We start from the raw sequence: 19,921 nt of genomic DNA, 5'->3' as shown, positions 1-19,921 counted from the left end.
GTCGCCCTACGCGCCGAGGGTCAACCGCAGCGGCTCGCCGGTGAGCGTGTTGCTGGTGACGTACGCCAGGTCGATGACCGGGTCGGTGAACGTCACCTTGAAGGGCAGCGTGACCGGCAGCCCGTCCGGGAGCGGCAGGTCCGGGGTCAGCGTCAGCTTGATGCCGATGAGCTTGCCGACGAACCGGGTGCAGTAGAACGCGACGTCGTCGCGGACGACGAGCTGAGGGGTCGCGTACCGCTGGGTGCGACCGCGTGGACCGTCGGCGACCAGCAGGAAGTCGTCGGTCACCGCTTCCTTCATGCTGAACTTCAGCACCTTGAGCGAGCCCTGCTCGGTCTGCAGGTCGGTGATCCCCTCGAACCGCAGCCCGGTCATGGTCACCTTGGTGCCGGTGAGCTTCGACGGCGTCTGGCCCACCTTCGGCAGGCTCGGGTCCGCGGCGATCCGCGGCAGGGGCTTGCCGGGTTCCACTTTGCCGGGCTTCGCCGGTTCCTCCTTGCCCGGCTTGCCCGGTGCCGGGCAGTCGGTCGAGCCGGGGCGGGTCGCCGGCTTGCTCGTCGGGGCCGCCGATCCGCTCGCGGTCGGGGTGGGCGAGGGCGTCTCGTTCTTCTTGCTGCTGCCCGTGAACAGGTCACCGATCCCCTCGAAGAAGTCGGTGATGATGTTGCCCTCCCGCGTCGGGCTCGCGCTCGGCGACGGGGTGGGCGTCGCCGTGGGTGCGCTAGCGCCGGGCGTCGGCGTGGCGGGCTTCGACGGACAGGCACTGGCGGCGGGTTTGCTCGGGGCGGCCTGCACCGCGCGCGGCTGCACGGCGAGGCCGCCGGCGGCGAGGCCGAGCACCACGAGGACGATGCCGAAGGCGCGCGGGTCCGCCGAACGGCCCGCCCACTCCGGCGGCCCGCCGTCGGATCCGGCCGCCTGCCCGTTCACCGACTGCCGAGGGACCGGCCGCTCCCCGCCCGGCCGCTCGGCAGTCGGCTGCTCGACGGCCGGCCGTACGCCGGCCGGCACCTCGACGGTCGGTCGCTCGTCCGCGGGCTGTGTATCCACGGGCTGCCCGTCCACGACGGTGCCGGCCTCGGCGTCCGCCTCGGTGCCGGGTTCGTCGGCGGCCGGACCGGCGGGACCAGCCGGAGGGGTCGGCACCCAGGCGAACGCGAGCGCGCTGCCCACGATGCCGAGCAGCAGACCGAGGAAGAAGCCGCCGAGGTTGAGCCCGATCAGGGAGTAGACGGTGGTGATCGCCGCGACGATCGAGTAGAACAGCCGCTGCGGCGGGCTGAGCCAGAGCAGCACCCCGCACGTCACCAGGATGGCCGGGATCAGCAGCGAGAGCAGGCCGGTGGCGCCGCTGCTGAAGCTCAGGCCGTTGAGGGTCAACCGGGTGGAGGCGAGCATCTCCACCCCGGCCAGGATGATCAACAGGCCACCCCAGAACGGCCGGCTCCGCTGCCAGCGGCGGAAGGTCCGCCATGCCCGGGCCGCGGTGCCGGGCCGGGCGTGGGACGGGTCGACGGTTGTCACGTACTCCTCCTGGCGGAGCGGGGACGGGGACGGTCGGGCGGGCCCGCGGTGGTCGGCCACCGCGGGCCGTGCTCAGCTCAGAAGCACTCCTTGCCCTTGGCGTCGTCGCCCACGTTGACCTTGAGTCGCAGTCCGACCAGGTTGAACGTCGAGGAGGTGGTGTAGCGGGAGACCTGCTTCAGGTCACGGATGGTCACCCGGTCGGAGTTCTGGCCGAACGAGCCGCGCTGCGCCGTCGGGTTGAGGTCGCTGGCGTCGCGTCCGATCTTGATGTTGGTGAAGGTCGCGTCGCCCTCGAGCGAGTCCATCGCAATCACGAGGTCCTTGGCCCGGGCGGGGTCCTTGCCCTCACCGGCGTTGATGGTGAGCACCACCGGCAGGCCGGGTAGGTCGGCGCGGACGGACTGGCAGAGCTTGTACAGCTCGGCGCTGCTGATCTCGGCCATCGCGACCGGGCGGGTCGCGCCGGCCTTGCCGTCCTCGCCCTTCTCGCGGACGATGCCGCCGTACTGCTTGAAGCCCTCACCCTCCAGGCGTTCGGCGCCGATCTTGAACGTCTGCCCGGACACGGTGATGTCGGAGGCGATGGCGCCGGTCGACATGCCGAACAGGATGGCACCGGCGGCGGCCGTGGTGGGCACGATCATGGCGGCGAACCGCCGCCACCGGGTACGACCCTGGTTGTCGAGCCGATTCTGCACGGGTTCCTCCTCGAACGAATGTGCGCGGCGGCCGGTGGGGGAACCAGCGGCCCGCGCCGGGCCCGTCCTCTGTTACCGACGGGTAACGATCGAGCCTGATCGTGCACCCGATGCGGTGCAGCTCACAACCCCCCGATTACCCGGCGGTAACACCAGGGCGAGACAGGCAGGTGACCAGGCGTCACGAGATCCCAGGCCAGGGGCGGCCTGGAGGGCGAAATGTCGCGTCAAACCGGGCATAGATGACGGTGAAAGCGACGGAAAGTCACCGGATATCTCGCCGTTACAATCGAGTAACGAATGTAAAGTAGGTTCGCCCGCATGGGAGATCTTCACGACGGAGGGGTGGACCGCGATGCGGCCCACCCCTCCGTCGTGCTTCCGGCTCACCGGTCAGCGGCGCTCCACCTCACCGGCGCCCGAACGCTGGGCCGGCACCGACGGATCGTCGGACCGCCAGTTCGTCGACGCCGGCGGGATCTCGTCGTCGAGCGGGCCACCCACTGGCTCCTGGTCGACGCGGGTGGGCGTCGGGTCGGACGTCGGCGCGTCCGCGCGGTGCCGCGCGTTGCCGTCACCCTTGGGCCGGGTCACCAGCCACACGCCCGCGATCAGGGCGATCAGGCCGAGCACACCGGCGATGATCGGGCCCCAGACACTGATCATGCCGATCTTGAAACGGTTGTCCTTCACCGTCTCGACGCTGCGGCTGATCGTGTCGTCGTTGTAGTTGAAGTCCGCGTCCAGCAGCACGGTCGGGGCACCGGTGTCCGGACGCAGCTCCTTGTACTGCTGCTCGCGCACCTTGATGTAGGCGCCGGTCACCGGGTCCACCCAGAGCGTACGGGTGTTGCTGTAGACGACCTGGCCGCTGGTCGCGGTCGGCGCGAACTTGCCCAGCAGCGTCTTGACGCTGTCCGCCGGGGTGTTCAGCGGCTCGTTCTCGATCCGCTGCTCGAAGCGGTACGTCTCGACGCCCTTGATCTTCTCGGTGCCGGTGAACCGCGCCGGGAACGTCTTCTTCAGGTCGCGGTCGAACACCTGGTAGTCACGCTTGCCGGTGCCGAACGGGAACTTGTAGATCTGGCCCGAGTAGCGGACGTTACCGACCGGGGTCTGCTCCGCGCCGGACTCGTTGAGCCACTGCTCGTCCCACGGCGCCGCCGCGCCGGAGATGCGGTAGAGCGCCAGCTCGGTGCTGTACTGGCTGATCACATCCTGGTTGTCGCTGCGCTTGACCGTCTGGAAGACGTTCCAGATGACCGCGTCGCCCTTCAGCTCCTTGGGCACGCGGTCCTTGGTGTCCTCCGGCTGCGGGATGACCTCGACGCTTGACACGAGATCGGCCTGCGGCACCTCGATGCTCACCGCGCCCGCTTCGGACTTGATCTGCAGGAACTTCGCGCCCTTCGCCTCCGCGACGGACGTCGTTGGTTCCAGGTCATAGGGCAGCTTGGTCACGGCGGGGGCCACATAGAACGGCAGCCCGGCCGCGAAGACCAGCAACAAGACACCTAGCCCGAAGAGCGCGGCGCCCACGCGAAGCTTCACTCATCCTCCTGTAACCTGCCGCCCTACGGTCTGTCGTCCGGGGCACCCGATCCTTAGCATTGGCGGGAGGTTACTCCCCAGTCACCTGCAAAAGCGACCCCCTGGATGTCCAGATGTCCACAGCCACCACGCCAACAATCCCGGAGCCACCGGTAACGGGCCGTCTTCCCGCCCTCGACGCGCTGCGAGCGATCGGCGCCGTGGCGGTCGTCGGTCACCACGTCGGCTTCCAGACCGCCGTCACCATGAACACCACGTGGGGCGGCTGGTTGGCGCGCCTGGACGTGGGTGTGGCGATCTTCTTCGTGCTCTCCGGCTTCCTGCTGTTCCGCCCGTGGGCGCTCACCGTCGCCACCGGACGGCCCCGGCCCCGCACCAAGCGCTACTTCTGGCGCCGCGCGCTGCGGATCCTGCCCGCGTACTGGCTGGCGGTGGTGGTCTGCTTCGTCGTCCTGCCCGGCAACCACCCGGTGTCGGCCGGTGACTGGCTGCGTCACCTCACGCTCACCCAGATCTACGGCCCGGGTCAGCTGCGGCACGGGCTCAGCCAGACCTGGAGCCTCGCCACCGAGGTCGTCTTCTACCTGCTCCTGCCACTGCTCGCCGTGCTCGCCGTGGGCCGGACCTGGCGTCCCGTCCGCACCGTCCTGCTCGCCTCGTCCGGGGCGCTGCTGACCCTCGCGTGGGTCGCCATGATGGGCGCCGGCTGGCTCGACGGCGCGCTGCACACGATGTGGTTCCCGTCGTACGGCGCCTGGTTCGGCGGCGGCATGGCGCTGGCCGCGGCGCACGTGGCCCTGCGTACCGGCACCGCGCCGGCCGCCTTCCGGGTGCTCGACGATCTCGCCTCGGCGCCGCTCGCCTGCTGGGGCGCGGCGGTCGCGGTGATGGCGATCGCGACGACGCCGATCGCCGGCCCGCGCGACCTGACCAGCCCGACCGCCGTCGAGTTCGGCACCAAGATGGCGCTCTACCTCCTGATCGCCGTCCTGATCACGATCCCGGTGGCGTTCGGCGGCCGGACCCGGGCGAAGGAGGTCTTCAGCACCGGGTCGGCGCGGTGGATGGGCCACGTGTCGTACGGGCTGTTCCTGTGGCACCCGCTGGTCATCGAGCTGATCTACCTGCTCGAGGACCGGCCGCTGTTCACCGGCGACTTCGTCAACGTCTTCGCCCTGACCATGATCTTCGGGCTGATGTACGCGGCGGCCAGCTACTACGGCGTCGAGCGCCCGCTGCAGATGCTCGGCACGCAGCGCCGTCGCCGGCCGACCGGGCGCGGACCGGCGTCCGGGACACCCGTGACCACGGTCCCCGCGCCGGCCACCACGCCGGACGTCGCGGCACCGGCCTAGCAGTAACACCCCGCTCACCCCGAGTCACCCGGCGACGGCCGGCGGCCCGACGCCGCCGGTCGGGGCATTGCCGGGCGGAAGCCGAGCCCTTAATGTGACGCGCACCGCTAAATTACTTGAGAGTAGGGTTCGCGTGGAGCGTCGCTTCGGCATGCCCGGACACGTGCTGTTCCTCAACTGGCGAGACACTCGCAACCCCGAGGGCGGCGGTTCCGAGGTGTACGTGGAACGGATCGCCGCCGAGCTGGTGGCGCGCGGATTCCGCGCCACCCTGTTCTGCGCCGCGCACCGCGAGGCTCCCGCCGACGAGGTGAACGACGAGGGCATCCGGTTCGTCCGGCGCGGCGGCCGGCACACCGTCTACCTCTGGGCCGCGCTCTGCTACCTGGCCGGGGCGTTCGGCCTCGGCCCGCTCGCCGCCCGCCGGGGCGGCCGGCCGGACATCCTGGTCGACGTCTGCAACGGCCTGCCGTTCCTCTCCCCGCTCTGGGCCCGGCGCCCGGTGGTCAAGCTGATCCACCACGTGCACCGCGAGCAGTGGCCGGTGGTCCTGCCGCAGTGGGCCGCCCGGTTCGGCTGGTGGGTCGAGTCGTCGCTTGCGGTACGCGTCTACCGGCGCTGCCGGTACGTCACCGTGTCCGAGGCGACCCGGCGCGAACTCGCCACCCTCGGCGTACCGTCCGAGCAGGTGTCGGTGGTCTACAACGGCACGCCGGAGCTGCCCCGCACCGACGCCGAGCGCGCCCCGTTCCCGCTGCTCGTGACGCTGAACCGGCTGGTGCCGCACAAGCGGGTGGAGGTGGCGCTGCGTGCGGTCGCGGCGCTCGCCGACGAGCTGCCGCAGCTCCGGCTGGTGGTCGCCGGTCAGGGCTGGTGGGAGTCGCACCTTCGCGAGGTCGCCGACGAGCTGGACATCGCCGACCGGGTGGACTTCCGGGGCTTCGTGACGGAGGAGGAGAAGGCCGCGCTGCTCGCCTCGGCCTGGGTCGCCCTGACGCCGTCACTGAAGGAGGGCTGGGGGCTGACGATCGTGGAGGCCGGCGCGGCAGGTACGCCGACAGTGGCGTTCCGGGAGGCGGGCGGCGTCGCGGAGGCGGTGGTCGACGGGCGTACCGGCCTGCTGGCCGACGACATCGACGACTACCTGGCGAAGGTGCGCGCGCTGCTGCACGACGACGGACTGCGCGCGGAGATGGGCGCTCAGGCCCGGCGGCACGCGGCGAACTTCACCTGGCCGGTGGCGGGGGAACGCTTCGCGACCCTGCTCGAGACCGCGGACTCGCCCCGCCGGGTGCAGCGGCGGGGCGACCCGTCCTACCTGTTGCCGTAGACCTCGGGGGCGTACGGGTCCTGCTTCCCGGCCCGCTTGGCCGCCTCCGAGGCGCTGCGCGCCTCGGCCGCGGCCTCGTCCGCCGTGGCGGTCGCGGCGGCCGACAGCCCGCCGAGGGCCAGGATCCCCAGCAACGCCGCCACCAGGCCGGACACGACAAGGGTCAAAGCTCTACGCATGCCATTCCTCCGATGGTGAGACGTGCGAGCGGACGTTACCACGCAGTAGCTCGCCGGCGTAGGGTCGAAAAGGCGGCAGCCATGACCGCCAGAACGGCAGTTCCGCACGCCAGCACGACCAGCCAGCGGCTCGCTCCGGTCCGCGGCGGCGGTCCCGACGCCTCCGGGTTCCGGTAGAGGCTCAGCGATTCGCCCTCGTACCGGAGGTCGAGACCGGTCAGGACGGCCGGGTCCACTGTGCTCGGCGTGCCGTGCTGCACCACCACCCAGTCCACGCCGGTGGCCGAGACGGGCCGCCCCTCGGCGAGCACCCGGCGCACCTCGCGCAGGCGCGGATTCTCCCCGGCCACCGCCACGTCGTCGACCACCAGCGTGTCGTCGGTGAGCACGGTTCCCGGCAGGTAGCGGGGTGCCGGGTCGAGCACCACCCGGCCCGGGTTCCACGGATAGGCCCGGTAGGTGGTCAGCGGCAGGGCGAGCACCTCACCCGGGTCGTCGGGCAGGCGCTCGGCGACCGCCCGCCAGTCCGCCGGGTAGCGCACCGGGCTGATCCGGCCGGCCCCGCCGAACGCCAGGTCCGGCATCGCGGCCACGGGCAGGAGCAGCAGCCCGGCCAGCACGATCCCGCCGACCTCCCGGTCGATCCGGGCCACCAGCCGCTCGGCCCCGAGCGCCGCGCACACCACGAGCACGAGGGCGTACGGCGCGAGGAACTTCTGCCCGTCGCGGAGCAGTCCCGCGCCCGGCACGTGCGCCACCGCCCAGCTCAGCGCCGCATTGCCGCCGGGCAGCACGGCGACGGCGGCCAGCAGGTACCCGCCGCCGGCCAGCACACCCAGCCGTACCGCCGCGCCCGCCGGCAGCCGGCGCCGCAGCAGGCCCGCGCCGACCAGCGCCAGGACCACGAGCACCACAGTCGCCAGCGGGGCCAGCGTGGTGGACCGGCTCGACGGGGTGGCCTGCACGTTCCAGATGCCGCCGGTGCCCGCGAGCGCCACCAGCGGGCCGGCCCAGTTCTCGGCGCGCGCCGCGAACGCCGCCACACCCGCCGGGTCGGACGTGCCACCCGCACCGGTGGCCAGGGCCGCCACGATCCACGGGGCGTTCAGCAGCGCGACACCGCCCACCGCTACCGCCGACAGCCGCAGCCGGGCCCGGTCCGCCGCCAGCACCAGCACCGTCGCCAGCGCGATCAGGCCGCCCGTCGGGGTGATCGCGGCGGGCGCGGCGAGCAGCACCACCCGGGCGAGCGCGCCGTCACGGCCCGCCCGCAGGTCCAGCGCCGCCCGCACCAGCCAGGGCAGTGCGGCGTACGCCAGCAGCAGCCCCCACTGCCCGATCAGCAGCCGCTCGGCCAGATACGGCGTCCACGCGTACGCCACGGCGGCGACCAGTCGCACCGCACGCCGCTGCGTCGGCACCAGCCGTCCGGCGCCCACGGCGGCGAACAGGACCGCACCGGCCAGCGCCACCCGCTGCACCACCCAGCCCGGCACGAGCTGAGTCACCAGCGAGACCAGCGCGTCCATCGGCACCGCCCGGGGCAGGCTCTGCGCCGGGGCCACCAGATCCCAGCTCAGCGGCTGCCGGGGGACGAACACCATGTCGTACCGCAGCGCGTAGCCCGGCGCCGCGAGCGGCGCCAGGATCAACGCGGTGGCGACGACCGCCACGAGGTACAGCGGCAGCGCCTCCCGCCACCGCCGGACCGCGGGGCCGCCGCCCTCGGCGGGACGTCCGGTCATTACGGCTTCGGCACCGCCCGGCCGATGGTGATCAGGTTGGTGCACAACCTGACTCCCGGCGTGTTCACCGTCAGCTCGACGGCGGACCCGGCGCCCTCCAGCATGAAGAACACGTCGTTCAGCCCGCTCTTGAGCGTGATCTCGCGGGTGGCGTCGCCGAGCTTGAACACCGCCGTCGAGTCGCCGGAGCTGACGTAGCCGAAGTGCACCACGTACGGCCACTCCACCAGGTAGCCGTCCATCGGGATCCGGGCGGTCCGGCCGCCCTCGGCCAGGTGCCCGCAGCCCTCCACGGTGCCGGGCGCGACCTTGCGTCCCTCGACCACCACCGGACGGATCCGGCCGTTCTCGTCGAACGTCGACGGCTTCTCGCTCATCGTCACGAACGTCGGCCGGCGCTGGGCCGGACGGAAGAAGTGGGACTGGAGGTTGTCCGGCCAGAAGTACCCGGCCACCACCCGGTCCGGCACGATCGTGTCGAAGAAGACGGTGCCCGGCGGCGCGGCGGCCAGCTCGGCCTGCGTGGTGGCCAGGTAGTCCCGGCCGTGCTTGGTGCTCCAGTTGTCGCCGAACCGCGCGGTGCTCCACAGCGTGCCCACGCCGATGGTGGCCAGCAGCACCACCATCGAGACCAGGCCGACGGCGAAGGCGCCCGGCTCCCGCAGCACCGTCGGCAGCGGCCACGCGGACACGTCGTCCTCGTCGTGGTCCTTCATCCCGAGCAGCGCCACCCCGACGCAGATCGCGGCCACCAGCACCACGTCCGCGACGTAGCGGGGGACGACGCCGACCAGCGGCCCGAGCGGCCCGCCGAGCCGGGTCACCGCGAACAGCGCGGCGACCAGGCCGAGGTAGCAGGCGAGCAGCAGCCAGGCCCGCCCGGCGGACGGCCGTCGCCGCACGGTGACCACGATCAGCGCCGCGAGCACCGCCCAGGACAGCCACTTCGCGATGTCGTACGGGTCGGACAGCGGCGGCCCGTCACCGGCGTACGTCCAGCGCCACGGCCCGCCCAGCAGGCCCGGCACCACCGTGTCGCCGATCAGGTCGCCGAGGAAGGAGAAGACCTGCCCGACCGAGGTGGGCTCGTCCAGCCCCCGGGCCGGGCGGGTCAGGTAGTACGCCAGGTACGCCCCGGACAGCACGGTGAGCATCAGCCACGCCGGCCAGAACCGCACGACAGTGCTCACCAGGCTGCGCCACGCGCGGCCCTTGGTGAACAGGAACGCGGTCAGCAGGAACAGCAGCGGCACGATCAGCAGCGCCTTGGTGTCGAAGAGCAGGCCGAACACCACCCAGAACGCCACAAGCACGAGGTGCCGCCTACGGCCGGTGCGCACGTAGCGGACCTGGGCTGCCACCGCGAGGACCAGGGCGAGCTGCGGCGGCAGGACGAGCAGCCCGACCAGCCACAGCGACGACACCTCGAGGGTCAGCGGGCTGAACAGGAACAGGCTCAGCGGGACCAGCAGCCCCCAGCCGGGCCGCAGCAGGTCACGCAGCAGCCGGTAGAGGGCGATCCCGACCGCCGCCTGCCCAGCCGCCAGCAGCAGGATCCACGGCCAGCCGGCGAAACCGGCCGCCCGGACCATCAGCCACGCGACCGCCAGCCCGGCCGGCATGAGGTGGTTGTTGAACGTGCCCAGCAGGTAGTCCGGGTCCAGGCGGGTGTCGAGCACCTGCGCGGCGATGACGAACTCGTCCTGCGAGAACCAGCCACGGGCGGCCAGCCCGGCGCGCGACGCGACGGACACGATGATGAGGGCGATCGCGACCGCGCGGACGCGGTCGGCGGCGATCCAGCGACCGATCGGTCCGGGTCCGTCGTCCTCCGCGCCGACGGCTGCCGGATACGTCTCGGCCGCTGCTTGTGGCATTGACATGGTCGGCAGCCTGCCACACGCTTACACGCCGTGGGGACGGCCGTTCTCCTGATAACGCCTCGCCGCGCCCCCAGGTCGCCACTGCGCGTCCGGTCCGGATAACGTCGCGCGACACGCGTCATGTTGCAGGTGCGCGTACGGCCGGCGGAGACGGGAGCCGAGAATGCGTGCGGACGGGACGACAACGTCGCCGACGGGGACGGACACCCCCGCCCGGGAGACCGGCCGTGCCCGCCAGACGGCGCGCCGGTTCCGGCACCTGACGATCTGCCTCGCGCTCACCGCCCTCGCCTTCCAGCAGGCACCCGGGCAGGTCGTACCGGACACGAAGGTCGACCTGAACGTCAATCCGGCGGGGTGGCTGCTGCGCTCGCTGCACCTGTGGGATCCCACCGGCACGTTCGGCCAGCTCCAGAACCAGGCGTACGGATATCTCTGGCCGATGGGCCCGTTCTTCCTGCTCGGGACGGAACTGGGCATCGCGCCGTGGATCGTCCAGCGGCTCTGGTGGGCGCTGCTGTTCTGCGTCGCGTACCTCGGTGTGGTGCGGCTGGCGGGCCGGCTCGGCATCGGCAGCCCCGCCGGCCGGATGATCGCCGGTGTCGCGTTCGCGCTGTCCCCGCGCATCCTGACCCAGCTCGGCTGGTCGTCGGTGGAGTCCTGGCCCAGCGCCGTCGCGCCGTGGGTGCTCATCCCGCTCGTGGGGCTCGCCCGGGGTGCCCGGCTGCGCCGCGCGGTCGCCGGGTCGGCGGTCGCCGTCGCCTGCGCGGGCGGCGTCAACGCCACAGCCGTCGCGGCGGTGGTGCCGCTCGCCCTGCTCTGGCTCGCCACGCTCCGGCCGTTGCGCCGCCGCGTCACCGCCCTCGCGGCCTGGTGCGGCGCGGTCGCCCTGGCCACCGCGTGGTGGCTGATCCCGCTGCTGGTCCTCGGAAGGTACAGCCCGCCGTTCCTGGACTACATCGAGACCGCCCGCAACACCACGAGCGTCACCGACGCGGTGACGACGCTGCGCGGTGCCTCCTACTGGGTCGCGTACCTGGCGTCCCCGTTCGGCGCGACCATCCCGGCCGGCGCCCGGCTGGCCAACGACACGCTGCTCGTGGTGGCCACCCTGGCGGTGGCCGCGCTCGGGGTGCTCGGCCTGTCCCGGCGCGGGATGCCGCACCGCCGGTTCCTCATCACCGGTCTGCTGGTCGGCGTCGCGCTCGTCGGGCTCGGGCACACAGGCGACCTGCCGAACATCCTCGCCGGGCCGCAGCAGCAGTTCCTCGACGGCATCGGCGCCCCGCTGCGCAACGTGCACAAGTTCGACGTGCTGCTGCGCCTGCCGCTGGCGCTCGGCCTGGCGCACCTGGTCAGCCTCGCCGTACGCGCCGCCCGGACCGCGCCCGAGCCGCGTCGTGGCCGCGCCACGGCCCGGGCCTGGCTCACCGCCGGCACGGCGATGGTCGCGGTCGCGGGCGTCGCCTCACCGGCGCTCGCCGGTGGCCTCGCCACCCCGGGAGCGGTGAAGGACGTGCCCGGCTACTGGCACGAGGCCACCGACTGGCTGGACGCGAACACCGGCCGCGGGCGCGTCCTCGTCGTGCCCGGCGCGCGCTTCCCCGCGTACGACTGGGGCAGCACCACCGACGAGATCGCCCAGCCGCTGCTGGACAGCCGGTGGGCGGTCCGCAACGCCATCCCGTTCACCCCGCCCGCCACGATCCGGCTGCTCGACGCGATCGAGTCGGCGCTCGCCACGGGCGCCGGTTCGGCCGGCCTGGCCGACCTGCTCGCCCGCTCCGGGATCAGCCACGTCCTGTTCCGCGCCGACCTCGACCACGGCCGCTCGGACACGGCCCGCCCGGCGGTCGTGCGGCAGGCGCTGGAACGCTCGCCCGGCCTGACCCGCGTCGTGTCCTTCGGCCCGGTACGCGGTGGCTCCGACACCCCTGACGAGTTCCGCGACCAGGGCCTGGACGTGCCCGGACGGGCGCTTGAGGTGTACCGGGTGGACCGGCCCGTCCAGCCGGTGGTCGCGTACGACCGCGACGACGTGACCACAGTCGTCGGCGGTCCCGAGTCGCTGCTCGACCTGGCCGCCTCCGGCCAGCTCAGCGCCGCGCCCACGGTCCTGGCCGGCGACGTGAAGGCCGGCGAGACCAGCGGGCGGGTCGTGATGACCGACGGGCTGCGCCGGCGCGACGTCTCGTTCGGCCGGCTGCGCGACAACTCCTCCCAGACGCTCACCGCCGACGACACCTTCGCGGTGTCCGCGCCCGCGCACGACTACCTGCCCGACTGGGGGCCGGAGTGGTCGACAGTCGCGCGTTTCGAGGGCATCAGCGGGATCCGCGCCTCCACCGCCCGCTCCCAGATCGACGCGACCGGCGGCACCCGGCCCGAATACCAGCCGTACGCGGCGATGGACGGGAACACCGCCACGTCCTGGCGGTCGGCGCCGCACTCGGACAGCGACAAGCAGTGGATCGAGGTGAACCTGGCGAACCCGACCCGGGTCACCCGGGTGGAGGTGTGGTTCGACCTGAAGGCCGACGCTCTGCCCACCACGGTCACCGTGACCGCCGGGTACGAGAGCCGCACCGTCGAGCAGTTCGGCGACCACATGGTCTTCGAACTGCCCGGCGTGCACGCCACCCGCAAGGTCGAGGTCTCCGTGGACGCCGCCTTCGACCTGCGCCCGTTCGGCGACAAGTCGGTCGGCATCAGCGAGATCAAGATCCCCGGCGTCCAGACCGGCCGGACCCTCCAGTTGCCCGCCGCCCCCGCCACCGACCAGCCCGCGGGCGTGGTCGTGTCGGCGGCCCCGTCCACGCCCGCCTGCTTCACCGTCGACGGCCGGCCGCGCTGCTCCACCGACGCGATCCGCGGCTCGGAGGACGGCTCCACCATCGACCGCACCTTCACGCTGCCGGTGGCCGGGACGTACGACGCGAAGCTGTGGGCCCGGCCGACCCCCGGCCCGGAGCTGAACGCCGCCCTGGACAAGCTGGTCGCCGACGCCCAGCCGTTGCGCCTCGCGCCGCAGGTCACCGCGTCCTCGACGGCGGTACCCGACCCGGCCGGCCGGCCCGGCGCGGTCCTCGACGGCGACCCGGCCACGACCTGGTCACCGGCACTCAACGACGAGGCGCCGATCCTGCGCCTCACCTGGCTCGAACCGCAGGTCATCAGCAAGATCCGGTTCACCGTCGAGGAGGGGACCGCCGCCACCCGGCTCGGCAGCGTCCGGGTGGTCGGCAACGACGGGTTCCGCAGCAACCTGCTCACCAACGACGGCGTGCTCACGCTCGACCCGCCGATGCGGACCGACTCGATCACCATCCAGTTCCTCGACAAGCCGTCCGCGACCAGCACCGACCCGTACGGCCTGCGCCTGCCCGAGCCGCTGCCCATCGCTGTCGGCGAGGTGACGGTGCTGCCCCTCGGGACCACTGTCGCACCCCGCCCGGAGACGCCGCTGAAGCTGGCCTGCGGCTCCGGCCCGACGCTCCAGGTCGGCTCGTCCCGGATCACCACCACGCTCACCGGCACCGTCCGCGACCTGCTGGAACTGCGCGAGATGCCGGTCACCGCCTGCGGCCGGACCACGCCGAAGCAACTCGACCTGGGCAGCGGCGAGCACCGCGTCGTCACCACCGCGAGCACGCTCGCCACCGCCACCCGGGTCGCGCTGACGCCACGGACCGCGACGCCCGCCGCGGAGGCCACCGCCGGCGACATCGAGGTGGGTTCCTGGTCGGCCACCGAGCGGCGGGTACGGGTGTCCGAGCACTCCGTCGACCGGGTGCTCGCGGTCCGGGAGAACACCAACACCGGCTGGCAGGCGACCATCGGCGGCAAGACGCTCACCCCGCTCGTGGTGGACGGCTGGCAGCAGGGCTGGATCCTCCCCGCCGGTGTCTCCGGGGACGTGGTGCTGCGCTTCACGCCGGACACCCCGTACCGGATGGGTCTGCTGCTCGGCGGCGTCCTGCTGGCGGTGGTGGTGCTGCTCGCGGTGCTGCCCGATCGCCGGCCCGCCGGGGATCGCGCGGTCGTCGTCGCACCGGCGGCGCGGCGGCGGCTCACCCGCTCGCTGCCGCTGCTGGCAGTCGGCGCCGCCGCGCTCGTGCTCCACAGCGGTCTGCTCGGTGCCCTGCTGGTCGCGGTGGGCTTCATGCTCGCCGTACCCGGGCCGCGCCGCCTGCCCTGGACCGGTGACCCCCGGCGGGTCAGGAGGATCGCCCGGTCCGTCGAGACGTGGCTCCCGGGCGCGCTCGTGGTGCTCGCCGGATGGATCTACCTGGAGTCGGCCGACCGGCACACCGATGCGCTGCCGCAACTCGTGACCGTCGCCGCGCTGGGCGCGCTCTGGCTCTCCACGACCGCCCGCCGACGGCCGGTACGCCGGATCAGCCCGGCCTCGGCGGCGGCCGTGACCGTGCCGGCTCCCCGGGTGCCGGAGCCGGCCGGGCAGCCGACGCCCGTCCCCGCCCTCGCCGGCGCGGTCGCCGCTCCCGCCGCCCACATCGACCCGGGCGCGGACCCTGATCGAGCGCCGGACCTCGACGCCGAGCCGGAGCCGGACCGGGATGCGGATCGGGACGGTCGCACCGAGCCCGACCCGGACGGGCGGCCGGGGCCGGAGGCCGCGCCGGGACCGGACGGCGGACCGGTATCCCGCGTCTCGGAGATCACGTGAGCGAGGTCCGGCCGGGCCCCGAGCCGGCGGGCGGCCGGAGGACCGGGCTGGGGGCGGCGGGCGTCGCCGTCACGCTCGCCGGGGTCCTGGTGAACGGCCTGGCCTACCTGGTGCCGGTGCTCGCCGCCCGGAAGCTCGACGCGGACGACCTCGGCGCGCTCGCCACCGCCCTCGGCCTGGTCGCCATCGCCGGTGTGCCGGGGCTCGGCCTGCAACTCGCGGTCGCGGTGCACCACGCCCGGCACGGCCCGTCCGACACCCGGCGGCTCACCGTGCTGACCGCCGCCGTGTGCGCGGGGGCGCTGCTGGTGGCGACGCCGGTGCTCGTCGCCGCGCTGGACCTGCCGGCTGTGGTACCGGCACTGCTGGCGGTCACCACCGCATCGGTGGTGCTCTCGTCGCGTTCGCTCGGCGAACTGCAGGGCGGTCAGCGCTTCCTGCGGCTCGCCACCGCGATGGCGCTGCTGGCCGCCGCCCGTTACGGCGGGGTGATCGTGGGGCTGCTGTTCGGCGCGGGCCTGACCGGCGCGCTCGGGATCGGTGCGCTCACCGCCGCGCTGGCGCCACCGGCGCTGGCCTGGCTCACCGGTACGCCCCGGCGTCCCTCGGCCGCCCCGCGCCTGACCGTCGCCCAGGTGACCGCCGGATGCGGCGCGACACTGGCGATGCTCGTCGTCTCCTACGCCGACCTCCTGCTGGCCCGGCAACTGCTGCCGCCCTCGGGCTCCGGGGCGTACTCGGTGGGGACGGTCCTGACCAAGGGCGCGCTCTGGGCGCCGCAGGTCGCCGCCGTCCTGGCGCTGCCGCGTCTGGCCCGTGGGGACCGCCGCAGCCGCACCGTCGCGCTCGCGGTGACCGGTGCCTGCGGTCTGGTCCTGGTGGGCGCGTCGGCTGTCGCCGGCGGGCTGGCCTTCCGGCTCGTCGGCGGACCCGACTACACGGCGCTCGGCCGGTACGCGCCGCTGTTCGCCGCCGTCGGCGCGCTCTACGCGGTGACGTTCGTGCTGCTCAACGACCGCCTCGCCGGGGGCGTCAGGTGGGCGGCGGCGCCACTGTGGTTCGGCACCGCGGCGCTGGTGACAGTCGCCGCGATCGTGCGCCCGCGTACCGTCGGCGGTCTCGTCGTCGCGGCCCTCGCCACCGCCGCTGTCACCACACTGCTGATGGCCGTGCCGGCGCGTCGGCGGACAGCCAGTCACCCAGCAACAGGTGATCGATCGAGTCCACCCGGCCCAGCGACCGACCGGACGCGATCCGCTCCCGCAGCTCCGCCCGGGTGAACCAGCGCGCCTCCAGCAGCTCCACGCCGTCGACGCGGACGTGCTCGGAGGTGGCGACGGCCCGGAACGCCACCATCAGACCGGCGGGGAACGGCCACGCCTGCGACCCCTGGTAGGTCACGTCGGTGACTGTCACCCCCGCCTCCTCCGCCAGCTCCCGGTGGACCGCGTCCTCCAGGCTCTCACCGACCTCGACGAACCCGGCGAGCGTCGAATAGGCCCCCTCGGCCGCGCCCGCGTGCCGGGCCAGCAGGCAGCGCCCCGGCGGGCCGGGCGCCTCGACGAGCACGATGACGGCCGGCTCGATCCGGGGGAACAGCAGCCGCCCGCACTCCGCGCCGGCGCAGGTCCGGACGTGCCCACCACCACCGGCCACCGCCGCCGCCCCGCACGCGCCGCAGTATCGCTGCTGCCGGTGCCACGACAGCAACCCCCTGGCGTACGCCTGGACAGCCGCCCCGGCCGGGTCGAGCCGGCCGGCCAGCGCCCGCAGGTCGACGGCACGCGTCGCGGCGGCCGCCTCCACGGCGGCCCGCTCGCCCAGCGCGGACAGATCCGCGGCGAACACGGCGGCGTCCCCGTCGAGCCCGAGGAAGACGGTCTCGCCCGCAGCGGCCCGGACGGCCGACGCGCGCTCCCCGGTGAGCCGGACCGGGCCGTCCCCGTCGGCCAGGCAGCGGTCCCGCCACAGCGGCAGCACCACGCTCGCCGGATCGGTCAGCCGCTCGGCCAGCCAGTCCGCGTCCGTGCGCCGCGCCGCCGCCCGGTCCAGCCATCCGCCGCCGTACGCCGGCACCCGATCCTGTGTCAGCACCAGCTCACCGTGCCACGATCCGCACCGCGGCACGGCCCCGAAACGGGTGATCGGTGCGACACCGGCGGTCACCCGACACGACCGCCGGGCCGGACCCTCCCGGCGGGCCCGAGCGTTGGTTACCGTAGGTGTCTCCCGCGGGGGAAGCGGTCCCCGCGTGTACTTCCGATCGAGGTTGCAGTGACGATGTACGGCGAGAAGATGCCGGCTGCCGACGACCGTCCCACCATCAAGGTGGCGGCGGTGAGCTGGCCCGGCGTCGAGATGGAGCCGGTCGCCACACCACCCGGAGGCGGCGCGACCAAGCCCGCGCGCTCGCGACGGGCCCGGCTGCTGCTGGCCGGGGGGATCGTCGCGGCCGTGCTCGCCGGCGGTGTCGGCCTGGGCGCCTACGCGTACGCCGGCGACGTGCCCCGCGGCACCACGGTGCTCGGCACCGAGCTGGGCGGGCGGAGCAAGGCGGACGCCGCCCAGGCGCTCCGCGCCGAGCTGGAACGCCGGGCTGACACGCTCAACGCCCCGCTCCCGGTCGTCGTGGGTGAGAACAAGGCCGAGCTGAAGCCGTCCGAGGTGGGGCTCGCCATCGACGTGGACGCCACGGTGGCGGCCGCGGCCGAGGCCGACGCGCACGCGGTGAGCCGGCTCGTCGGCTCCCGGGCGGTCGAGCCGGTGGTCACCGTCGACCAGGCCAAGCTGGGTGCGGCCCTCCGCAAGGTGATGGGCGCGCAGGGTCGCGAGATGACCATGCCGGCGATCATCTGGACCGGCACCACACCGAAACCGGTCTACCCGAAGCCCGCGCTGACGATCGACACCGACGGCGCCACCGCCGTGGTGAAGGCCGGGTGGCTGGCCGCCGAGCCGGTCACCGTGCCGCTCGTCGAGAAGTGGCCGGCGACCACCCGGGAGGAGGTGGACCGCCTCGTCGCCGAGCTGGCCCGGCCGGCGGTGGCCGCGCCGGTCACGCTCACCACCGACGGTGGCTCGGTCACCATCCCGCCCGCTGCCATCGCCCGCTCGCTGCGCTTCTCCGCCGACGACGCCGGCACGCTCACCCCGAAGGTCGACGTCAAGCGGCTGCGTACCGCGCTCGGGGACCAGCTGACCAAGCTCGAGGTCGAGCCGCGGGACGCCGGGCTGACGATCAGCGGCGGCAAGCCGAAGGTGCTGCCCAGCAAGGCCGGACGCCAGGTCGACGCCGCCGCGCTCGGCCCGGCGCTGCTCGCGGTGCTCCCGAAGACCGAGGGCCGTACGGTGACCGCCGAGCTGAAGCCGGCCGCTCCCGAGCTGACCGAGGCGGAGCTGGCGAAGCTCGGCGTCAAGGAGCGGGTGTCGAGCTTCACCACCCACTTCACCGGCGGCCTCTCGTCGCCGCGCAGCCAGAACATCGTCCGCGCCGCGAAGGACGTGGACGGCGCGCTGGTCAAGCCGGGCGAGACGTTCTCGCTCAACGGGCACACCGGCGAACGCGGCTACGACCAGGGTTACAAGGACGCGCCGACGATCGTCGGCGGCAAGCTGGTGCCGGGTGTCGGCGGTGGCGTCTCCCAGTTCACCACCACGCTGTTCAACGCCACCTACTACGCCGGGCTGGAGGACGTCGAGCACAAGCCGCACTCGTTCTACTTCAGCCGCTACCCGGCGGTGATCGAGTCGACCATCTACTGGCCGCAGCTCGACTTCAAGTTCCGCAACAACACGCCCTACGGCGTCCTGATCGACACGTCGTACACGTCCAGCTCGATCACCGTCTCGATCTGGAGCACCAAGATCTACGACAGCGTGAAGACCGAGTACGGCCCGCGCCGCAACATCACCCAGCCGAAGACGGTCTACCTGACGCCGGGGCCGAGCTGCATCGCCGCGACCGGCAGCGTCGGGTTCGCCCAGGACGCGTACCGGGTCATCAAGAAGGACGGCAAGGTGTTCAAGCGGGAGAAGTTCAGCTGGCGCTACGATGCCGAGCCGCGCTTCATCTGCGCCCCGAAGCCGGGCGGCGGCGACTAAACCACCGAACGCCGAAAGGCCCCGCCGGACGCGTCCGGCGGGGCCTTTTCCATGTCTCTCACGGGCGCGCGGCGGCCAGCCCTTCGCGTACGCCGTCGGCGTCCCGGTCGGTGCCGTAGACGGGCGTGTCCGGCTGCTGCCGCCAGCTCTCGTCCAGCGTGCCCGCGTCGACCGGGTCGAAGCCCAGCTCGTCCACCAGGCCCATCACGATCCGCTTGGCGTCCGCGTCGTCGCCGGCCACCGGCAGCGCGATCCGGCCCGCCGTGCCCGCCGGCTTGCCCTCGTCCATCAGGTGCGCGGCCTGGATGTTGTTGAAGACCTTCACCACCCGGGCACCCTTGAGGTGGTCGGCGGTCCAGCGGCTGGAGCTGAGGCTGCGGTCGAGCAGCTCGGCGATGTCGCCGTCCCGCTGGGGGTAGTAGTTGTTGGCGTCGACCACGAGCTTGCCGTCGAACAGCGCCGCCGGGAGCTGCGGCACCGCCTTCAGCGGGATCGCGATGATCACCAGCTCGGCGCCCTGTACGGCCTCCTCCACCGACACCGCCCGGGCGCCGGTCTCGGCGGCGAGGTCGGACAGGCTCTGTGGCCCGCGGGAGTTGGCCACCGCGACGTCGTGACCGAGTGAACGCAGACGACGGGTGAGGGTGCCCCCGATGTGCCCCGACCCGATGATTCCGATCTCCATGCCCACTCCTGTACCCCGTGCGGTCGGACCCGATCACGGTCCCGGCGTACGACACGTCACGTTTCGCGCCACCGAGCCGGCGGGCGGGCGGACGTGCGTTCGACGGTCCCGGCTCGACGGTACGAGACGGAGGCGGCCCGGCGTGGTGATTCCGGGGGAGAACGCAATTCAGGGCCA

The 19,921-nt window shown here is 73.3% G+C and carries 12 protein-coding genes and 1 pseudogene; 5 read left to right on the top strand and 8 right to left on the bottom strand.

The window, feature by feature from the left end; all coding sequences use genetic code 11:
• Positions 1-6 precede the first annotated feature (6 nt).
• The 3 genes from ACPCK6_RS22655 to pgfA all read right to left on the bottom strand — a co-directional run bounded on the left by ACPCK6_RS22655 (position 7) and on the right by pgfA (position 3,779).
• Positions 7-1,527, bottom strand: a complete 1,521-nt coding sequence (locus ACPCK6_RS22655; protein ID WP_423482151.1) for a DUF6114 domain-containing protein — start codon at positions 1,525-1,527, stop codon at positions 7-9.
• 77 nt (positions 1,528-1,604) lie between these two features.
• Positions 1,605-2,228, bottom strand: a complete 624-nt coding sequence (locus ACPCK6_RS22650) for a DUF6230 family protein (protein ID WP_396880793.1) — start codon at positions 2,226-2,228, stop codon at positions 1,605-1,607.
• 393 nt (positions 2,229-2,621) lie between these two features.
• The gene (gene pgfA, locus ACPCK6_RS22645) at positions 2,622-3,779 is read right to left on the bottom strand and encodes a cell envelope lipid trafficking protein PgfA (RefSeq protein WP_396880792.1); all 1,158 of its coding nucleotides are present in this window, start codon (positions 3,777-3,779) and stop codon (positions 2,622-2,624) included.
• 113 nt (positions 3,780-3,892) lie between these two features.
• Between pgfA and ACPCK6_RS22640 the strand changes: the two genes are divergently transcribed.
• Entirely contained in the window at positions 3,893-5,134 is a 1,242-nt protein-coding gene (locus ACPCK6_RS22640) for an acyltransferase family protein (protein WP_396880791.1), read from the top strand.
• A 151-nt stretch (positions 5,135-5,285) separates the two neighbouring features.
• Positions 5,286-6,464, top strand: coding sequence for a glycosyltransferase family 4 protein (locus ACPCK6_RS22635; RefSeq protein ID WP_396881093.1), 1,179 nt, complete (start codon positions 5,286-5,288; stop codon positions 6,462-6,464).
• Here ACPCK6_RS22635 and ACPCK6_RS22630 read toward each other — a convergent pair.
• From ACPCK6_RS22630 to ACPCK6_RS22620, 3 genes are read right to left on the bottom strand one after another with little or no spacing between them, the layout of a single operon-like run.
• On the bottom strand, positions 6,449-6,643 hold the full coding sequence (locus tag ACPCK6_RS22630) for a hypothetical protein (RefSeq protein ID WP_318336065.1): 195 nt from the start codon (positions 6,641-6,643) through the stop codon (positions 6,449-6,451). The two genes, ACPCK6_RS22635 and ACPCK6_RS22630, sit on opposite strands and share 16 nt — an antisense overlap.
• A gap of 35 nt (positions 6,644-6,678) precedes the next feature.
• Positions 6,679-8,388, bottom strand: a complete 1,710-nt coding sequence (locus ACPCK6_RS22625) for an MmpA family trehalose lipid delivery protein (RefSeq protein ID WP_423482150.1) — start codon at positions 8,386-8,388, stop codon at positions 6,679-6,681.
• Entirely contained in the window at positions 8,388-10,265 is a 1,878-nt protein-coding gene (locus ACPCK6_RS22620) for a hypothetical protein (protein WP_396881092.1), read from the bottom strand. Before ACPCK6_RS22620 ends, ACPCK6_RS22625 begins: the two co-directional genes overlap by 1 nt.
• A 169-nt stretch (positions 10,266-10,434) precedes the next feature.
• Here ACPCK6_RS22620 and ACPCK6_RS22615 point away from each other — a divergent pair, with 169 nt between their 5' ends.
• Both ACPCK6_RS22615 and ACPCK6_RS22610 read left to right on the top strand, forming a co-directional pair.
• Positions 10,435-14,958, top strand: coding sequence for an alpha-(1->3)-arabinofuranosyltransferase domain-containing protein (locus tag ACPCK6_RS22615; RefSeq protein ID WP_423482149.1), 4,524 nt, complete (start codon positions 10,435-10,437; stop codon positions 14,956-14,958).
• A pseudogene (locus ACPCK6_RS22610) lies at positions 14,934-16,205 on the top strand (lipopolysaccharide biosynthesis protein); the annotation flags it as partial. The gene ACPCK6_RS22615 and the pseudogene ACPCK6_RS22610, both read left to right, overlap by 25 nt.
• Here ACPCK6_RS22610 and nudC read toward each other — a convergent pair.
• Positions 16,108-17,049, bottom strand: coding sequence for an NAD(+) diphosphatase (nudC, locus tag ACPCK6_RS22605; RefSeq protein WP_423482159.1), 942 nt, complete (start codon positions 17,047-17,049; stop codon positions 16,108-16,110). The pseudogene ACPCK6_RS22610 and the gene nudC overlap by 98 nt on opposite strands.
• A 189-nt stretch (positions 17,050-17,238) precedes the next feature.
• On the opposite strand from nudC, the gene ACPCK6_RS22600 reads away from it, so the two are divergent.
• Positions 17,239-19,059: a VanW family protein gene (locus ACPCK6_RS22600; protein ID WP_423482158.1), complete on the top strand. Its 1,821-nt coding sequence runs from the start codon at positions 17,239-17,241 to the stop codon at positions 19,057-19,059.
• 58 nt (positions 19,060-19,117) lie between these two features.
• Here ACPCK6_RS22600 and ACPCK6_RS22595 read toward each other — a convergent pair whose 3' ends face one another.
• Positions 19,118-19,744, bottom strand: coding sequence for an NADPH-dependent F420 reductase (locus tag ACPCK6_RS22595; protein WP_423482148.1), 627 nt, complete (start codon positions 19,742-19,744; stop codon positions 19,118-19,120).
• Between the last annotated feature and the right edge of the window lie 177 nt (positions 19,745-19,921).

Origin of the sequence: Micromonospora sp. AB353, assembly GCF_049538395.1 — a bacterium.
Classification (GTDB): domain Bacteria; phylum Actinomycetota; class Actinomycetes; order Mycobacteriales; family Micromonosporaceae; genus Micromonospora; species Micromonospora aurantiaca.
This window is presented reverse-complemented; position numbering and strand designations above follow the sequence as displayed.

Coding starts and splice junctions, on each gene's coding strand:
- ACPCK6_RS22620 (WP_396881092.1), bottom strand. CDS start 10,265: ATGCCACAAGCAGCGGCCGAGACGTATCCGGCAGCCGTCGGCGCGGAG.
- ACPCK6_RS22595 (WP_423482148.1), bottom strand. CDS start 19,744: ATGGAGATCGGAATCATCGGGTCGGGGCACATCGGGGGCACCCTCACC.
- ACPCK6_RS22600 (WP_423482158.1), top strand. CDS start 17,239: ATGTACGGCGAGAAGATGCCGGCTGCCGACGACCGTCCCACCATCAAG.
- ACPCK6_RS22635 (WP_396881093.1), top strand. CDS start 5,286: ATGCCCGGACACGTGCTGTTCCTCAACTGGCGAGACACTCGCAACCCC.
- ACPCK6_RS22615 (WP_423482149.1), top strand. CDS start 10,435: ATGCGTGCGGACGGGACGACAACGTCGCCGACGGGGACGGACACCCCC.
- ACPCK6_RS22630 (WP_318336065.1), bottom strand. CDS start 6,643: ATGCGTAGAGCTTTGACCCTTGTCGTGTCCGGCCTGGTGGCGGCGTTG.
- ACPCK6_RS22625 (WP_423482150.1), bottom strand. CDS start 8,388: ATGACCGGACGTCCCGCCGAGGGCGGCGGCCCCGCGGTCCGGCGGTGG.
- ACPCK6_RS22640 (WP_396880791.1), top strand. CDS start 3,893: ATGTCCACAGCCACCACGCCAACAATCCCGGAGCCACCGGTAACGGGC.